Genomic DNA, 15,046 nt, shown 5'->3' on the forward strand with positions numbered 1-15,046 from the left:
CTTCTCCCGCCTCGCGTTCCTGACGCACATCGCAGCCGTGGTGTGCCGTCCCGCCCGCCCAGCCCCCGGTTCCCGCGCGCCGCCGTGCGCCGCCGCCTCGTGCCGTAGTGCCGTAGCGGTGCCCGCACCCGCGCGCCGCGAGCCGGGTGTCCGACTCCGCCGGAGCCCGCCATGAGTGAACCCCCAGGCGCCGCCGTCTCCCTCGCCGAGGCGCCGCCAGCCGCCACCCCGACAACCCCCCTGAAAGCGCAGCGAGTTCAGCCGCTGCGCCGGCCCGGACGGTGGATCGCCACCGCCGTCGTCCTCGTGCTCGTCGCGCAGTTCCTGCACGGGCTGGCCACGAACCCGTTCTACCAGTGGGACCGCTTCCGCTACTGGTTCCTGCGCCCCACCGTCCTCGACGGACTCCTCGTCACCCTCGAAGTCGCCGCGCTCAGCGCCGTCTTCGGACTCCTGGGCGGCATCCTGCTGGCCCTCGGCCGGCAGTCCGGCAGCCCGGTACTGCGCGCCGTGAGCTGGACCTACACCTGGCTGTTCCGCTCGGTGCCGCTGATCGTCGTCCTGATCTTCCTCTACAACTTCAGCGCCCTGTACAAGACGCTGAGCCTCGGCATCCCCTTCGGCCCCGCCTTCGTCAGCTTCGACGAGTCCAGGCTCGCCACCGACATGACTGTCGCCGTGGTCGGGCTCAGCCTCAACGAGGCAGCGTACGCGGCCGAGGTCGTACGCGGCGGCATCATCTCCGTCGACCAGGGCCAGCACGAGGCGGCCGCCGCACTCGGCCTGCCCACGGGCTACCAGTTCACCCGGATCGTCTTCCCGCAGGCTCTCAGGTCCATCACACCGAACTACGTCAACCAGCTCATCGGCCTCGTCAAGAGCACCTCGCTGGTGTTCTACGTCTCGCTGCTCGACCTCTTCGGCTCCGTGCAGACCATGGGCAGCACCTACCCCGGCGACATCGTGCCCCTGCTGCTGGTCGCCACCGTCTGGTACCTGATCCTCACCAGCGCCGTGTCCGTCGTCCAGTTCTACGTCGAGCGGTACTTCGCGCGGGGCGCCACCCGCACCCTGCCGCCGACCCCGCTGCAGAAGGCGCGCGCGGGCCTCGGCGAGTTCCGGGCCCGGCTGCGCAGGGAGGCCGCCGTATGACCGCCACCGACAGCCTCGAGACCACCCCGGCCGCACTGGAGGTCCACGGCGTCCACAAGTGGTACGGCACCCACCGCGTGCTCGACGGTATCGACCTGACCGTGCGCCCCGGCGAGGTCACCGTCGTCATCGGCCCCTCCGGCTCCGGCAAGTCCACCCTGCTGCGCGTCGTCAACCACCTGGAGAAACCCGAGGTCGGCCACGTCAGCGTCGGAGGCGAGCCGATCGGCGTCCAACGCGGCAGCGACGGCCGGCTCAAGGAGCTCAGCGAGCGCGCCATCCTGGCCCAGCGCAGCCGCATCGGCTTCGTCTTCCAGAACTTCCATCTCTTCCCGCACCTGAGCGCACTCGACAATGTCGCCGCCGCGCCCGTCGCCACCGGCAAGCTCACCAGGCCCGAAGCGCTGGATCTGGCCCGCGACCTGCTCACCCGGGTCGGCCTCGGCGACCGTACCGGCGCCTACCCGCGCCAGCTCTCCGGCGGACAGCAGCAGCGCGTCGCCATCGCCCGCGCCCTCGCGCTGCGGCCCGGCATCATCCTCTTCGACGAGCCGACCTCCGCGCTCGATCCCGAGACGGTCGGCGAGGTGCTCTCCGTCATCAAGGACCTCGCCACCAGCGGCACCACCCTGGTCATCGTCACCCACGAGATCGGCTTCGCCCGCGAGGTCGCCGACCGGATCGTCTTCCTCGACGGCGGCCGGATCGTCGAACAGGGACCGCCCCAGGAGGTCCTGGACAGGCCCCGGCACGAACGCACCCGGGACTTCCTCGCCAAGGTCCTCTGACCCCGCACCCACCGCAGTTCCCGAACGACACTTCCGAACGACAAGGACAGCCATGCGCAGCCACCTTTCCCGACGCGGCCTGATACGCGGCATCACCGCGGCGACCGCCGTCGCCACCCTCGCCACCGGGCTCGCCGCCTGCGGGGGTGACAGCGACGCCGCGACCACCACCGACGCCGCCGGCAGCGTGACCGTCGGCCGGCTCTCCAACGGTGCCGCCAAGCAGACCACGCTGAAGGTTTCCGAGGTCAAGTCCATCAGCGCGCAACTGCCCGCCTCCGTACGCAAGAGCGGCAGGCTCACCATCGGCGTCGGCGCCCTGCCGGCCGGCTTCGCGCCACTGGCGTACGTCGGCAGCGACCAGAAGACCCTCACCGGCGCCGAACCCGACTTCGGCCGGCTGGTCGCCGCCGTGCTCGGACTGAAGCCCGAGATCCGCAACTTCACCTGGGAGAACCTCTTCGTCGGCATCGACAGCGGCAAGGTCGACGTCGCCTTCTCGAACGTCACCGACACCGAGGAGCGCAAGAAGAAGTACGAGTTCGCCTCCTACCGGCAGGACAACCTCGGCTTCGAGGTGCGCAAGTCCAGCACGTGGAACTTCGACGGCGACTACGAGAAGCTCGCCGGGCTGACCGTCTCCGTCGGCTCCGGGACCAACCAGGAGAAGATCCTCCTGGAGTGGAAGAAGAAGCTCCAGAGCGAGGGCAAGGACCTCACCGTCAAGTACTACCCCGACCGCAACGGCACCTATCTGGCCCTGGACAGCGGCAAGATCGACGCCTTCTTCGGGCCCAATCCGGGCATCGCCTACAACATCGCGAAGACCGCGGGCACCCCCAAGGCGACCCGCAGCGCGGGCACCTTCTCCGGCGCGGGCGCCTCGCTCCAGGGGCTGATCGCCGCCACCGCCAAGAAGGACAGCGGCCTGGCGAAGCCCATCGCCGCGGCCGTCAACCACCTGATCGAAAACGGGCAGTACGCCAAGTGGCTGGCCGCCTACCACCTCTCCAACGAGGCCGTCGCCAAGTCCGAGGTCAATCCGCCCGGCCTGCCGCTGGACAACTCATGACCCACCGTGCAACCGAACCGAGCCGAGAGAGGCACCGCCTGTCGTGCCGTCCCCTCAAACCGGCCTCCGCGGAGGCGGAGTCCAGCCCCCGACCGACGACCCGGCCCTCGACAACGCCGTCTGGGCGGCCCTGACCGGCCCGCACGCCCACCTCGCCGAACGGGTCGGCCGCGCCGCCCGGTACGAGGACGGCATCTACGCCTTCGCCGCCCTCGACGACCCCGCCGATCCGGCCGCCTGGGCCGACCTGCGCACCCTCCTGAGCCCGGCAACCGCCGTACGGGTCAAGCCCGTCGACCGGGTGCCCGACGGCTGGCGGGTCGAAGCCGACGGGGAGGGCGTGCAGTTGGTGGACACCGCACTGCGTGCCGAACCCGCCCCGGAAGCGGTACGGCTCGGGACCGACGACGTCCCCGAGATCCTCGACCTCGTCGCCCGGACCCGGCCCGGCCCGTTCCTCCGGCGGACCGTCGAGATGGGCGGCTACCTCGGCATCCGGCACGAAGGGCGGCTCATCGCGATGGCGGGGGAGAGGCTACGGCTGCCGGGCTGGACCGAGGTCAGCGCCGTCTGCACCGATCCCGGTCACCGCGGCCGGGGCCTGGCAACCCGCCTGGTGCGTGCGGTCGCCTTCGGGATCCGGGAGCGGGGGGACACCCGTTCCTGCACGCCGCCGCCGGCAACACACCGGCGATCCGGCTCTACGAGTCGATCGGCTTCACCCTGCGCCGCCGCTCGCGCATCGTGCGGGTGCGCAGTGCGGAACCAGGCGAGCGGGTCCGCAGCTCGGACATGCGCCGGCGGGCCGGCAGCGCGGGAACAATCGCGGTCGGCCGTACGGGAACAACCGAAGGCGGCCGCGCGTTGTGAGTCATGACGAGATCCGCGAGGCGGTCGCCCACCCGGCCCGCCCGCGCGCCCGACGGACGGAGGTGACGGCCGTGACACGCGTACTCCCGCTGTGCGCCCCGCGCCCGTACCGCTCGGTCCGCCTGATATCCCGGCCGCACATAGATCTCCAGCGCGTGTCCGCCGCGCTCTGTCGCCACTGACCTCTTCTCCCCGGCCTGCCCAGCCGCACGGCCCGGATCCGCCCCTGCCGCGCTCGCCCTCGCCGACGCCTGCCCTCGCGAGCCGGTGTTCTCGTACGGACATCAAGGAAGGCACCGAAGTGTCCTCAACTCCCGCTACCCTTCTGCACCTTGCCGTCGCCCTGGACGGCACCGGCTGGCACCCCGCGTCCTGGCGCGAGCCGGTCGCCCGCCCCCGGGACCTGTTCACCGCCGGCTACTGGGCCGATCTGGTCGCCGAGGCCGAACGCGGCCTCCTCGACTTCGTCACCATCGAGGACGGCCTCGGCCCGCAGTCCGCGCACTTCCTCGACCCCGACGAGCGCACCGACCAGGTGCGCGGCCGGCTCGACGCGGTCCTCGTCGCCTCCCGCGTCGCCCCGCTCACCCGGCACATAGGCCTGGTGCCGACCGTGGTGGCCACGCACACCGAGCCGTTCCACATCTCCAAGGCGATCGCCACCCTCGACTACGTCAGCACCGGCCGCGCGGGCCTGCGGGTGCAGATCAGCGCCCGGCCGAACGAGGCCGCCCACTTCGGCCGCCGTACCATCGGCCGGATCGAGGCCTACGACAGCCCGGCCGCACGGGACCTCGTCACCGAACTGTTCGACGAGGCCGCCGACCACGTGGAAGTGGTGCGCCGGCTCTGGGACAGCTGGGAGGACGACGCCGAGATCCGGGACGCGGCGACGGGCCGCTTCATCGACCGGGACAAGCTGCACTACATCGACTTCGAGGGCCGCCACTTCAGCGTCAAGGGACCCTCGATCACACCCCGCCCGCCCCAGGGGCAGCCGCCGGTCACGGCCCTCGCCCACCAGAGCGTCCCGTACCGGCTCGTCGCCCGCCAGGCCGACGTCGGCTATGTCACCCCGCACGACGTGGACCAGGCCCGGGCGATCGTCGCCGAGATCCGCGCCGAGCAGCGAGCGGCGGGCCGCGCCGCGGAGACCCTGCACGTCTTCGGCGACCTCGTCGTCTTCCTCGACGACAGCCGGGCCGAGGCCGAGGCCAGGCGGCAACGGCTGGACACGCTCGCGGGTGAGCCGTACACCGGCGACGCCCGGATCTTCACCGGCACGGCCAGCCAACTCGCCGATCTGCTGGAGGAGTTGGCGGCGGGCGGGCTGACCGGGTTCCGGCTGCGACCCGCCGTCGCCGGGCACGATCTGCCCCGCATCAGCCGCGCCCTGGTACCCGAACTCCAGCGCCGGGGCCGCTTCCGGCAGGCCTACGAGGCCGACACCCTGCGCGGCCTGCTCGGCCTCGCCCGCCCCGCCAACCGCTACGCCGCAGCCACCGCCTGAGCAGCCGGAGAGGACGACCGCACCCATGAGCAAGCCGCTGAAGCAGATCCATCTGGCCGCCCACTTCCCTGGCGTCAACAACACCACCGTGTGGAGCGACCCGGCCGCCGGCAGCCACATCGAGTTCAGCTCCTTCGCGCACTTCGCGCGGACCGCCGAACGCGCCAAGTTCGACTTCCTGTTCCTCGCCGAGGGACTCAGGCTGCGCGAACAAGGCGGGAAGATCTACGACCTGGACGTCGTCGGCCGCCCCGACACCTTCACCGTGCTGGCCGCACTGGCCGCCGTCACCGACCGGCTCGGCCTGACCGGCACCATCAACTCCACCTTCAACGAGCCGTACGAGGTGGCCCGCCAGTTCGCCAGCCTCGACCACCTCTCCGGCGGCCGCTCCGCCTGGAACGTGGTCACCTCCTGGGACGCCTTCACCGGCGAGAACTTCCGCCGCGGCGGCTTCCTGCCGCAGGAGGAGCGCTACTCCCGCGCCAAGGAGTTCCTCGCCACCGCGCACGAACTCTTCGACTCCTGGCGCGGCGACGAGATCCTCGCCGACCAGGCCACCGGCACCTTCCTCCGGGACGCCGAGGCCGGCGCCTTCGTGCACCGGGGGCAGCACTTCGACATCCACGGCCGCTTCAACGTCCCGCGGTCCCCGCAGGGCCGCCCGGTGATCTTCCAGGCCGGGGACTCCGACGAGGGCCGTGAGTTCGCCGCGTCCGACGCGGACGCGATCTTCAGCCGTTACTCCACGCTGAAGGAGGGCCAGGCCTTCTACACGGACGTCAAGTCCCGCCTCGCCAAGTACGGCCGCCGTCCCGACCAGCTCCTCATCCTGCCCGCCGCCACCTTCGTCCTCGGCGACACCGACCAGGACGCAGCCGAACTCGCCCGTGAGGTGCGCCGGCAGCAGGTCAGCGGCGCCACCGCCCTCAAGCACCTGGAGTTCGTCTGGAACCGGGACCTGTCGGGGTACGACCCGGAGGGCCCGCTGCCCGACGTCGACCCGGTGGTGAGCGAGGAGCACATCTCCCGGGGCCGCGCCCAGGTGCGGATGTACCGGGACCCGATCGCCATCGCCCGCGAGTGGCGGCAGCTCGCCGAGGCCAACAAGTGGTCCATCCGCGACCTGGTCATCAACACCGGCAACCGGCAGACCTTCGTCGGCTCCCCGGCCACGGTCGCCCGGACCATCAACGACTTCGTGCAGGCGGACGCCTCCGACGGCTTCATCCTCGTCCCGCACATCACCCCCGGCGGCCTCGACCCCTTCGCCGACAAGGTCGTACCCCTGCTCCAGGAACAGGGCGTGTTCCGCGCCGACTACACGGGCACGACCCTGCGCGACCACCTCGGCCTCGCCCACCCCGACGCCGGCACCACCGCCGCGCCCGAGCGGGCCGCGTCCTGAACCGGCGTCCGCGCACAACCGGCGTGGCCGTGGACGTCTCCTCCCCCGTAGGTGACGTCCACGGCCACTCCCCCGGTGCCGGACCTTGGGATGTGTCGTCAGCGTGTGCTCACCAGCACATGACCGCCGTCTCTCCCGACCCCCATGTGGAGTACAGACGGACGCGGACGACATAGCGGCGGCCCTTGACGAGCCGGACGCTGACGGCGGCGTTGTCCGGTGTGCCGCCGTCGTCGTGGCCCCCGAGGAAGCGCGGCACCCCGTCGCGCTCCTCGAAGACCACGAGCACGGTGTCGGCGTCGCCGAAGGTGCCCACGGTGTAGTCGCGGGTCTCCGGCGGCTCGACGATGAAGTCGGCCTGCTCGCCCGGTCCGAGACCGAGCGGCGCCGACCGGAACGGCACCAGCACCGGCGGTCCGGCCGGGCCGGCCGGCGGATACCAGCGCAGCACGAACTCCTTGTCGGCCGGGGACGGGCCATCGGACGGAGACAGCCCCCCGCGGTACTGCTCCGGCTCCAGCACCAGCCCCGGCCCGAACGGGAACGTCATCACCGACTGCGGATCCCACACCGAGCCGCTCGCCTCACCGGCGGCCAGCTCGCGCAGGACGTTCGTGTACGTCGTCTCCCGGTTCCAGAAGTTCGGCGGGCCCGCCAGCTCGGCGTACACGGCCTCGTCGTCCCAGTGGAGCCCGGCGTACGGGCTCTGGTGCTCGTGCACCATGCCGAGCGCGTGCCCGATCTCGTGCAGCACCGTCCCGCGCTCCCCGGCCCCGGTCACGTCCCAGCCCAGGTTCATGGTGCGCTCGCTCCGGCCGACCGACAGCGCCTCCCGGCCCACCGCCGACCAGGAACCGCCGCCGGCCTGGAACCCGATCCGCAGCTCCGCCTCGCGCCGGTCGCCGACCTCGGCGAACGTGACGCCGATGCCGAGTCCCTGCCACTCGCGGAAGGCATCACGGACCGCCTCCCGCTGCTCCTCCCCGCCGGCCCACGGCACCCGGCGCAGCTCACCGGTCCCGGGGACCGGGATCACCGAGCTGTCGGTGCCGTCGGTGCCGTCGTAGAGGTAGTAGTGCAGGACCGTGCCGTTGACCCACATCCGCCGCCCGGCGAGCAGCGCACCGAGCCGCTCGGCGGTCAGCCCCGGTGCGAAGCACGGGGCCGGCTGCCGCGGGAGCGAGCAGAGGCGTCGGGTCATGCGGCCAGCGTGCCCGCCCGAGCGGCCGGGCGCCTGAGTCGGGGGCTACTCAAGTCGCCCTGTATCAACCGTGAGTACGCGCGCTCTGCATGATGTGAGGACTTACGAGCAGGACGCCAAGACGCTGGAGCAGCCCTGGCCGTTCACCGGCCGGGACGAGGAACTGGAGCTGGTGCGCACCTCGTCGGCCGCCGGCCGGCACGGCATCGTGGTGACCGGACCAGCCGGCCACGGCAAGACCCGGCTGATCACGGAGGCGGTCCGGGGCACGGAGCACACCCTGGTCACCGGCACCCCCGAGGCCCAGGGCCTGCCCTTCGCGGCCTTCGCCCACCTGCTGCCCGAGCCCGTCTCGTTGCACCGCGCGGTGCGCGTCCTGTCCGGCGTACGGCTCCTGGTCGTGGACGACGCGCATCTGCTGGACGAGGCCTCCGCCGCCCTCGTGCACCAGCTCGCCGTGCACGGCCGCACCCGGCTCGTCGTGGCCGCCGTGGACGGCGTGCCCGCGCCCGGCGCGGTGTCCCGGCTGTGGACCGGGGAACTGCTGCCCCGGCTGCCCCTCGAACCGCTGCCCTGCGAGGACGTGGCCCGCCTGCTCGCCGCCGCCGGGCTGGAACCGCTCACCGTCCGCCGCCTGCACCGGGTCTGCCGGGGCGATCTGCGCTTGCTGCGCGACGTGGTCGCCGCGCTCGGCACGACCGGGCGGCTGATTCCCGTTCCCGGTACGCAGGAGCGGGCCTGGCGGGGGGCGCTGCCGGTCACCGCGGCTGTGAAGGAGCGACTGGCGCCCGTGCTCGGGCGCTCCCACCCTGGTGAACGGGACATCCTCGAACGCCTCGCGTTCGCCGAGCCGCTGCCGTTGCCCCTGCCCCTGGACGACGTGGATCCGGGCGTCCTGGAGCGTCTGGAGCGGGACGGTCTGATCCAGGCCGACGACCGAGGCGGCGCCGTCACTCTCGCCCACCCCCTGCACGGGGCGGCCCTGCGCGCCACGGCCGGCCGGCTGCGTGCCCGCCGGCTGACCGGCGCACCACGCGACCACGGACCGGCCCTCGAAGCCGAACGGCGGGTCCTGCTGCGGGCGATCGAGCGGTTCGACGTGCGGTCGGTGCCCACCCCGGTGGGGGAGTGGCTGGTGGCGGAGGGCGCGGTGCTGCCGGCCGGGTACGCCGCCGTCCGCGCCCGGTTCGCGCGGCTGCGGGGTCAGGTCCGCGACGCCGCCGCCTGGGCGCGGGAGGGACTGCGGGGAGCGCCCGGGGACCAGGGGTACCGTGCGGAACTGCGGTCCGCCGAGGGGGAGTCGGGCCAGAGCGGAGACGACGACGTCTACGCCCGGTACGACGCCGTACGCCTCGGTGACGCCGAGGGGGCCGCCCGGCGGTTGCCTGCCGGCAGCGTGTTCGCGCGGCACGCCGATGCGCTGGCGCGCAAGGACGCGGAAGGCCTGGACCGGGTCGCCGAGGCCCTCGAAGAGCGCGGCTTCCTGCTGTTCGCGGCCGAGGCGCGTGCGCAGGCCGTGCGGGTGCACCGGGATCCGCGGGCCGCGCGCGTCTCCCGCACCCGTGCCGTCGCGCTCGCGCGCCGGTGCCAGGGTGCGCGGACGCCCGCCTTGGCCGGGCTGGTCCTCGGTGAACTCACCGCCCGGCAGCGGCAGATCGTGACGCTCGCGGCGGCGGGCCTGAGCAATCGGGAGATCGCCGAGCGGTTGACCCTGTCCGTGCGGACCGTGGGGAATCATCTGTACAGCGCGTACAGCCGTCTCGGCACCGGTGATCGGGGAGCGCTGCCGGTGCTGTGCGCATCCGCGTAGGCGGTGCTCTCACGCCGCCCCGAACGCGGCGAACGCCCAGCCCGTCGCCTGGTGGACCGGGTCCCCGGGCAGGGTGGTGCGGGCATCCCGGAGTGCCTCCGCCAACGACAGTCCCGCGTCCAGGCCCTTGTGCAGGGCCAGCATCAGGGGGACCACGGCCGCGTCGTTGACCGGTGCGCTGCTCGCCACCACCCCGGCCGTGCCGAGCGGCAGCAACGCGGTGACCAGGCCGAGGAGTTCGTCGGCGCCGACGGAGGCGAGGCGGGCGGTGTCGCAGCTGGAGAGGATGATCCGGTACGGGCTGCGGGCGAGCCGTTCGAAGTCGTGCACGATGAGCGGGCCGTCGGCCATGCGGAGGGCGGAGAAGAGCGGGCTGTCGGCGCGGAACGTGCCGTGGGCCGCGAGATGTGCGAGGGCCGCCCCGTCGAGGTGGTCCAGGACCCGCGGGACCTGGGCGTCGTCGCCCTCCAGGACGGTCGCCGTGCCGTAGCGGGCGGCCAGTTCCGGTACTTCCGCGCCGCCGGTGGCGAGGCCCGGTCCGCGCACCAGCACGTGCCGGCCGCCCGGTGGGGGCTCGGTCTCGCGGGCGCGCAGCCAGCTGCCCGCCGACGGGGACACGCTGAGCACCCGCTCGCGCAGCGCGGGCAGCAGTGCCCACGGCACCCGGTGCAGCGCCCCCGGTGGCACGATCACCGCGGGTCCCGAGCCGAGCTGGGCCGCCGCGGCGCCCAGCAGCAGTTCCTGCAGGCGCAGGCCCGCGGCCTCCACCAGCGGCAGCCGGGCCTCGGCGCCGGGATGGGCGAGGCGCCGCAGCCCGGCCTGCACGTACTCGGCCTCGGTGACCGCCTCGGCCAGCGGGCCGCCGGTGAACCGCCGCACCCGGCCCTGCCCGCACAGCAGGACGTGCACCCGCCCGTCGACCACGGCGAGTTCGACCAGGCGGGCCTCGCCGAGGCGGTCCAGCAGCCGGGGCACCTCGAAGCGGTCGCCCTCGTGCGGGGCGGAGCCGCGTATGTGGTGGGTGCGGGAGCGGATCTCCCGTTCCAGGCGCCGCTGTTCGCGCTCCAGCGCGGGCACCGGGCGGCCCTCCATCCGGGCCTCCTCGGCACGGGCCGCGATCTCCCGGTACGCGGTCAGACCGCTCAGCAGCGCCGGGTCGGCGGGCGGCCGGGTGGGCGGCGCGGACAGCACGGTGGCCCGCCAGCGCTCGCTCCACCGCAGCAGCCGCCGCGGTGAGCCGTGGGCGAGGCTCACCTCCTGGGCCAGCGCGGCCAGTTCGGCGCCCTGCGCGGTGGCGTGGGCCCGCAGCTCCGAGGCGCCGAGCGTCATCCGGTGGTCGTCCAGCACGTCCAGGCCGCGCCGGCAGGCCTCCAGCACGCCCCGCCGGGACCCGGCCGCGCGCGCCCGGAGCGCCTGGGCCGCCCAGCCCGTCACCCGGGCCGGCGGCGGACCGCCGTAGCGGCTGCGCGCGGCCACGGCCAAGTGCCGTTCGGCGTCGGCGGTCCAGCCCAGCGCGAGCGCGATCCGGCCCGCGAGCAGCGAGGCCTCCGGCGCCGCCGGGGAGCCGAAGGAGGCCAGCTTCTCGGCGACCGCCGCCGCGTCCGCCACCAGCCGCCCGGAACGGCGTCCGGCCGCCACTCGCGCCTCGATCAGCACCAGCCGCGCATGGGTCTCCCACCACATCCGGCGCTGCGCCGCGAACAGCCGTACGGCGACGGCGGCGCGGGCCACCGCGGTGTGCGCGTCCCCGGCCGAGCGGGCGGCCCGCGCGGCGGCCAGCAGCAACTCGGCCTTGCGGGTGGACTGTCCGCCGATCCGGTCCAGCAGCGCGATCGTCGCGTCCGCCTCGGCCAGCGCCTCCGGGGCCAGCCCGGCCGCCATCAGCACCTCGCAGCGCCGCAGGGACAGCATGTAGGTGGGCGTGCCGAGTTTCGCGTACCGCTCCTCGGCCTCGTCCAGCAGCCGCAGGGCCGCCGGGATGTCCCCGGACCGGAACGCGGCGAGCCCGCGGCTCTCCACCGCGTCGGCCTTGTCGTGCTCCTGGCCGGTGGTGTCCCACAGCCGCTCCGCCGCCGTGAAGTCGGCGACCGCCCGGTCCACCGCGCCGAGCGCCAGGTGCACGGTGGCCCGCAGGGTCAGCGCCCGCGCGGTCCAGATGTCGTCGCCGAGCTGCCGCAGCACCGGCAGCGCCCGCCGTACGTCCTCCAGCGCCTCCCGGTGATGCCCCAGCACCCACCACACGTACGCCCGCCGGTACAGCACCCGGGCCCGGGTGTGCCCGCTGCCCCGGGCGATCCCGCGCTCGAAGGAGGTGAGCCCCTGCCGCGTGCGCCCCGCGTGCACCAGTGCGACCCCGAGCGTGGCGAGCACATCCGCCTCACGGTCGGCCGACTCGGCGCGCGCGGCCAGGTCACGGGCCCGGCGCAGATGCCGGAGCGCGATCCGCAGATCCCCGAAGTCCCGCTGCCAGATGCCGAGCACCTGGTGGGCGACACTGGCGTGCAGCGGCGGCGGACCGGCCCCCAGCACCTGTTCCGCGCGTGCCCGGGCCTCGCCCGGGTCGGCGAACACCAGGGGCAGCAGCTCGAGCACCGACTCGCTTCCCGCCGTCACGTCTCGCATGGTAGTGGCCACCTGTATCAGACGGTGGCCCCGCGGCTCTCACTGTCGAACACCGTCGACAGGGGGAGGACAGGACATGGCACCACAGCGGTTCCACGAGCAGTTCGAGCACATCCAGCGCTCCATGCCGGACGTGTCCCTGGCCATGGGGCCGGACGAGGACGCCCACTTCCTCTACGAGAAGGGCGTCGTGCTGGCCCGGGACGGCGAGGAGGCCCGGGTCGTCGAGGACACCGTGCGCGCCCACTTCACCGCGACCGAGGGTCTGGTCCCCGACCACGTCCGGCGCGACGGCCCGGAGACCAACCGCACCGGCGTCACCCGCATCCGGGTCGGCGACCCGGGTTCCGGCGACGACACCGTCCCGCACGCGCTGCGCGCCCTGGGGGAGGCCGAGGACCGCCGGGGCCGCCGGCTGGTGAGCCGCAACCACGTGGTGCACATCGCGGTCAACGCCTGCCCCGGCGACGAGCCGGTGCCGGTCGCGCGCACCCAGCCGGCCAACCCGGCCGCCGCCGACGGCGGTTACGACGCGGACAGCGCCGTCGGCGTCCTCGTGATCGACACCGGCCTGGTCCACGACCACGGCTCCTACCCGCTGCTCGCCCACACCACGGGCGACGCCCAGACGGCCGAGACCGACGCCGACGGCGTGCTCCGCCAGTACGTCGGCCACGGCACCTTCATCGCCGGGATCCTCGCGGCCGTCGCGCCCAACACCGAGGTGACCGTCCGCGGCACCCTGAACGACGCCGGGGCGATCCTGGAGTCCGAGTTCGGCGCCCGGCTCTTCGACGCGGTCGACCAGGGCGGCTGGCCGGACATCATCAGCCTGTCCGCCGGCACCCCGACGGAGAGCGGCGAGGGCCTGCTCGGCCTGGACGCCTTCATGCGCGAACTGCGCGAGCAGCGCACCCTGCTGGTGGCCGCCGCCGGCAACAACGCCAGTGACACGCCGTTCTGGCCCGCCGCCTACGCCACCCTGCCCGAGTACGCGGACAGCGTGCTGTCGGTCGGCGCGCTCCGCGCGGACGGCGACGGCGAGGCCTGCTTCAGCAACCACGGCCCCTGGGTGCGGGTCTACGCCCCCGGCGAGCGCCTCACCAGCGCCCTCACCGGCTTCGACACACCGGTGCCGTACATCTACCAGCACTCCACCTACGACGCCTGCCGGTTCGGGTTCGACTACCCGTGCACCTGCCAGGTCCCGCGCCACACCGGTGTGTTGAGCGAGGGCCGGGAGAGCACCGGGGCCAAGCCGGACCAGGTGATGTTCGACGGCCTCGCGCAGTGGAGCGGCACCTCCTTCGCCACCCCGGTCGCCGCCGGTCTCGTCGCCGCGCTGATGACGGCGCGGGGGGAGCGCGATCCGCGGGCCGCGCTCGCCCGGCTGCTCGCGGCGACCACGGACACCGCCGAGGTGCGCGGGACGCAGGTCCCGGCGCTCCGGCCGGCCACCTGGCGCCCGGTGCCGGTCGTGGCACCGGCCGTGTCCGCATGAGGTCCGGAACGCTCCGCTCCACGGCGTACGATGACGTGCCGTACATGAGGGGTGGAGCCGTGGACCGAACAGAGGTCGGCGCGCTCGTCCGGTCCGCCGTCGACGGGGACGCCGCGGCCTGGAAGGCGCTGGTGGAAGGGATGAGCCCGCTGGTGTGGTCGGTCGTGCGCGCACACCGGCTCTCCGACGCCGACGGGCACGAGGTCTACCAGACCGTGTGGTTCCGCTTCGCCCAGCACCTGGGCCGGATCCGCGAACCCGACAAGGCGGGGTCCTGGTTGGCCAGCACGGCCCGCCACGAGTGCCTGAAGGTGCTCAAGAGCCTGACCCGGCTGACCCTGACGGACGATCCACGGGTGCTGGACCGGGCCAGCGACGACCGGACCCCGGAGGAGTCGCTGATCGACTCGGAGGACGAGGCGGACCGGGCCGAGCGGGTCCGCCGCCTCTGGCAGGAGCTGGACGGACTGGGGGAGCGCTGCCGGCAGCTGCTGCGCGTGCTGGTGGCCTCCCCGCCGCCCAGCTACGGTGAGATCTCGGCCGCGCTCGGTATCGCGGTCGGCAGCATCGGACCGCTGCGCCAGCGCTGTCTGCGCCGGCTGCGGGCCCGGATGGACGCACGGGGTGCGGCGTGAACGAGGACAACAAGTTCCCGGAAGCGGGCTCGGCGGACGACGAGTTCGCGGACGCCCTGCTGGAGGAGGAACTGCGCCAGGCGGCCGCGGTCCTCGACCCGGTCCCGGACGCCCTGCGCCAACTGGCCCTGGACGCCTACGCGTTGCACGACCTGGACGCGAAAATCGCCGAGCTGACCTTCGACTCGCTCGTGGACGCGCTGCCGGTCAGGGGGGTGCCGGACGCCCCGCGGATGCTGACGTTCAGCGCGGGCGAGGTCACCGTCGACGTCGAGGTCACCGAGGACGGGCTGATCGGCCAGGTGCTGCCGCCGCGGTCCGTGCGCATCGAGGTGCTCGGCGGCCCGCGGACCGCCCACCCGGTCGCGGTCGACACCCTCGGCCGCTTCACCAGCGACACACCGCCGGCCGGCCCGTTCGCCCTGAGGCTGCGGACCGGCGCGGAAGTGATCGTCACGGAGTGGCTGCGGGCCTGAA

11 protein-coding genes and 1 pseudogene are annotated in these 15,046 nt (G+C 73.7%); 10 read left to right on the plus strand and 2 right to left on the minus strand.

Features of this window, described 5'->3' with window-relative positions; all coding sequences use genetic code 11:
• Window positions 1-171: 171 nt before the first annotated feature.
• The 6 genes and pseudogenes from ACQPXS_RS39710 to ACQPXS_RS39735 all read left to right on the plus strand — a co-directional run bounded on the left by ACQPXS_RS39710 (window position 172) and on the right by ACQPXS_RS39735 (window position 6,800).
• Window positions 172-1,152, plus strand: a complete 981-nt coding sequence (locus ACQPXS_RS39710; protein WP_433454345.1) for an amino acid ABC transporter permease — start codon at window positions 172-174, stop codon at window positions 1,150-1,152.
• Window positions 1,149-1,940 (plus strand): amino acid ABC transporter ATP-binding protein, encoded by a 792-nt coding sequence (locus ACQPXS_RS39715; protein WP_433454347.1) that lies wholly within the window; start codon window positions 1,149-1,151, stop codon window positions 1,938-1,940. The genes ACQPXS_RS39710 and ACQPXS_RS39715 overlap by 4 nt, the downstream gene beginning before the upstream one ends.
• A gap of 52 nt (window positions 1,941-1,992) precedes the next feature.
• Entirely contained in the window at window positions 1,993-3,012 is a 1,020-nt protein-coding gene (locus ACQPXS_RS39720; protein WP_433454348.1) for an ABC transporter substrate-binding protein, read from the plus strand.
• A gap of 43 nt (window positions 3,013-3,055) precedes the next feature.
• Window positions 3,056-3,882 (plus strand): annotated as a pseudogene (locus ACQPXS_RS39725) (GNAT family N-acetyltransferase).
• 301 nt (window positions 3,883-4,183) lie between these two features.
• Complete coding sequence (locus ACQPXS_RS39730; protein WP_433454350.1) at window positions 4,184-5,392, plus strand: LLM class flavin-dependent oxidoreductase; 1,209 nt, start codon at window positions 4,184-4,186, stop codon at window positions 5,390-5,392.
• Window positions 5,393-5,417: 25 nt separating this feature from the next.
• A complete protein-coding gene (locus tag ACQPXS_RS39735; RefSeq protein ID WP_433454351.1) occupies window positions 5,418-6,800 on the plus strand; it encodes an NtaA/DmoA family FMN-dependent monooxygenase in 1,383 nt (460 codons plus the stop codon).
• 109 nt (window positions 6,801-6,909) lie between these two features.
• On the opposite strand, the gene absR1 is transcribed toward ACQPXS_RS39735, so the two are convergent.
• Window positions 6,910-8,001: a beta-glucuronidase AbsR1 gene (absR1, locus tag ACQPXS_RS39740; RefSeq protein ID WP_433454352.1), complete on the minus strand. Its 1,092-nt coding sequence runs from the start codon at window positions 7,999-8,001 to the stop codon at window positions 6,910-6,912.
• Window positions 8,002-8,095: 94 nt separating this feature from the next.
• Here absR1 and ACQPXS_RS39745 point away from each other — a divergent pair, with 94 nt between their 5' ends.
• Window positions 8,096-9,811: a LuxR family transcriptional regulator AbsR2 gene (locus ACQPXS_RS39745; RefSeq protein ID WP_433454353.1), complete on the plus strand. Its 1,716-nt coding sequence runs from the start codon at window positions 8,096-8,098 to the stop codon at window positions 9,809-9,811.
• A 9-nt stretch (window positions 9,812-9,820) separates the two neighbouring features.
• Here ACQPXS_RS39745 and ACQPXS_RS39750 read toward each other — a convergent pair whose 3' ends face one another.
• The gene (locus ACQPXS_RS39750; RefSeq protein ID WP_433454354.1) at window positions 9,821-12,433 is read right to left on the minus strand and encodes a CHAT domain-containing protein; all 2,613 of its coding nucleotides are present in this window, start codon (window positions 12,431-12,433) and stop codon (window positions 9,821-9,823) included.
• A gap of 76 nt (window positions 12,434-12,509) precedes the next feature.
• Here ACQPXS_RS39750 and ACQPXS_RS39755 point away from each other — a divergent pair, with 76 nt between their 5' ends.
• From ACQPXS_RS39755 to ACQPXS_RS39765, 3 genes are read left to right on the plus strand one after another with little or no spacing between them, the layout of a single operon-like run.
• The gene (locus tag ACQPXS_RS39755; RefSeq protein WP_433454355.1) at window positions 12,510-13,934 is read left to right on the plus strand and encodes a S8/S53 family peptidase; all 1,425 of its coding nucleotides are present in this window, start codon (window positions 12,510-12,512) and stop codon (window positions 13,932-13,934) included.
• Window positions 13,931-14,569 (plus strand): RNA polymerase sigma factor, encoded by a 639-nt coding sequence (locus tag ACQPXS_RS39760; RefSeq protein WP_351808120.1) that lies wholly within the window; start codon window positions 13,931-13,933, stop codon window positions 14,567-14,569. Before ACQPXS_RS39755 ends, ACQPXS_RS39760 begins: the two co-directional genes overlap by 4 nt.
• Window positions 14,566-15,045, plus strand: a complete 480-nt coding sequence (locus tag ACQPXS_RS39765) for a hypothetical protein (RefSeq protein WP_433454356.1) — start codon at window positions 14,566-14,568, stop codon at window positions 15,043-15,045. Before ACQPXS_RS39760 ends, ACQPXS_RS39765 begins: the two co-directional genes overlap by 4 nt.
• Window position 15,046 lies beyond the last annotated feature (1 nt).

Source organism: Streptomyces sp. CA-142005, assembly GCF_050942335.1.
Lineage (GTDB): Bacteria > Actinomycetota > Actinomycetes > Streptomycetales > Streptomycetaceae > Streptomyces.

Excerpts from the sequence above, each read along its gene's own strand:
- ACQPXS_RS39715 (WP_433454347.1), top strand. The coding sequence starts at position 1,149 with ATGACCGCCACCGACAGCCTCGAGACCACCCCGGCCGCACTGGAGGTC.
- ACQPXS_RS39710 (WP_433454345.1), top strand. The coding sequence starts at position 172 with ATGAGTGAACCCCCAGGCGCCGCCGTCTCCCTCGCCGAGGCGCCGCCA.
- ACQPXS_RS39760 (WP_351808120.1), top strand. The coding sequence starts at position 13,931 with ATGAGGTCCGGAACGCTCCGCTCCACGGCGTACGATGACGTGCCGTAC.
- absR1 (WP_433454352.1), bottom strand. The coding sequence starts at position 8,001 with ATGACCCGACGCCTCTGCTCGCTCCCGCGGCAGCCGGCCCCGTGCTTC.
- ACQPXS_RS39755 (WP_433454355.1), top strand. The coding sequence starts at position 12,510 with ATGGCACCACAGCGGTTCCACGAGCAGTTCGAGCACATCCAGCGCTCC.
- ACQPXS_RS39735 (WP_433454351.1), top strand. The coding sequence starts at position 5,418 with ATGAGCAAGCCGCTGAAGCAGATCCATCTGGCCGCCCACTTCCCTGGC.
- ACQPXS_RS39720 (WP_433454348.1), top strand. The coding sequence starts at position 1,993 with ATGCGCAGCCACCTTTCCCGACGCGGCCTGATACGCGGCATCACCGCG.
- ACQPXS_RS39750 (WP_433454354.1), bottom strand. The coding sequence starts at position 12,433 with ATGCGAGACGTGACGGCGGGAAGCGAGTCGGTGCTCGAGCTGCTGCCC.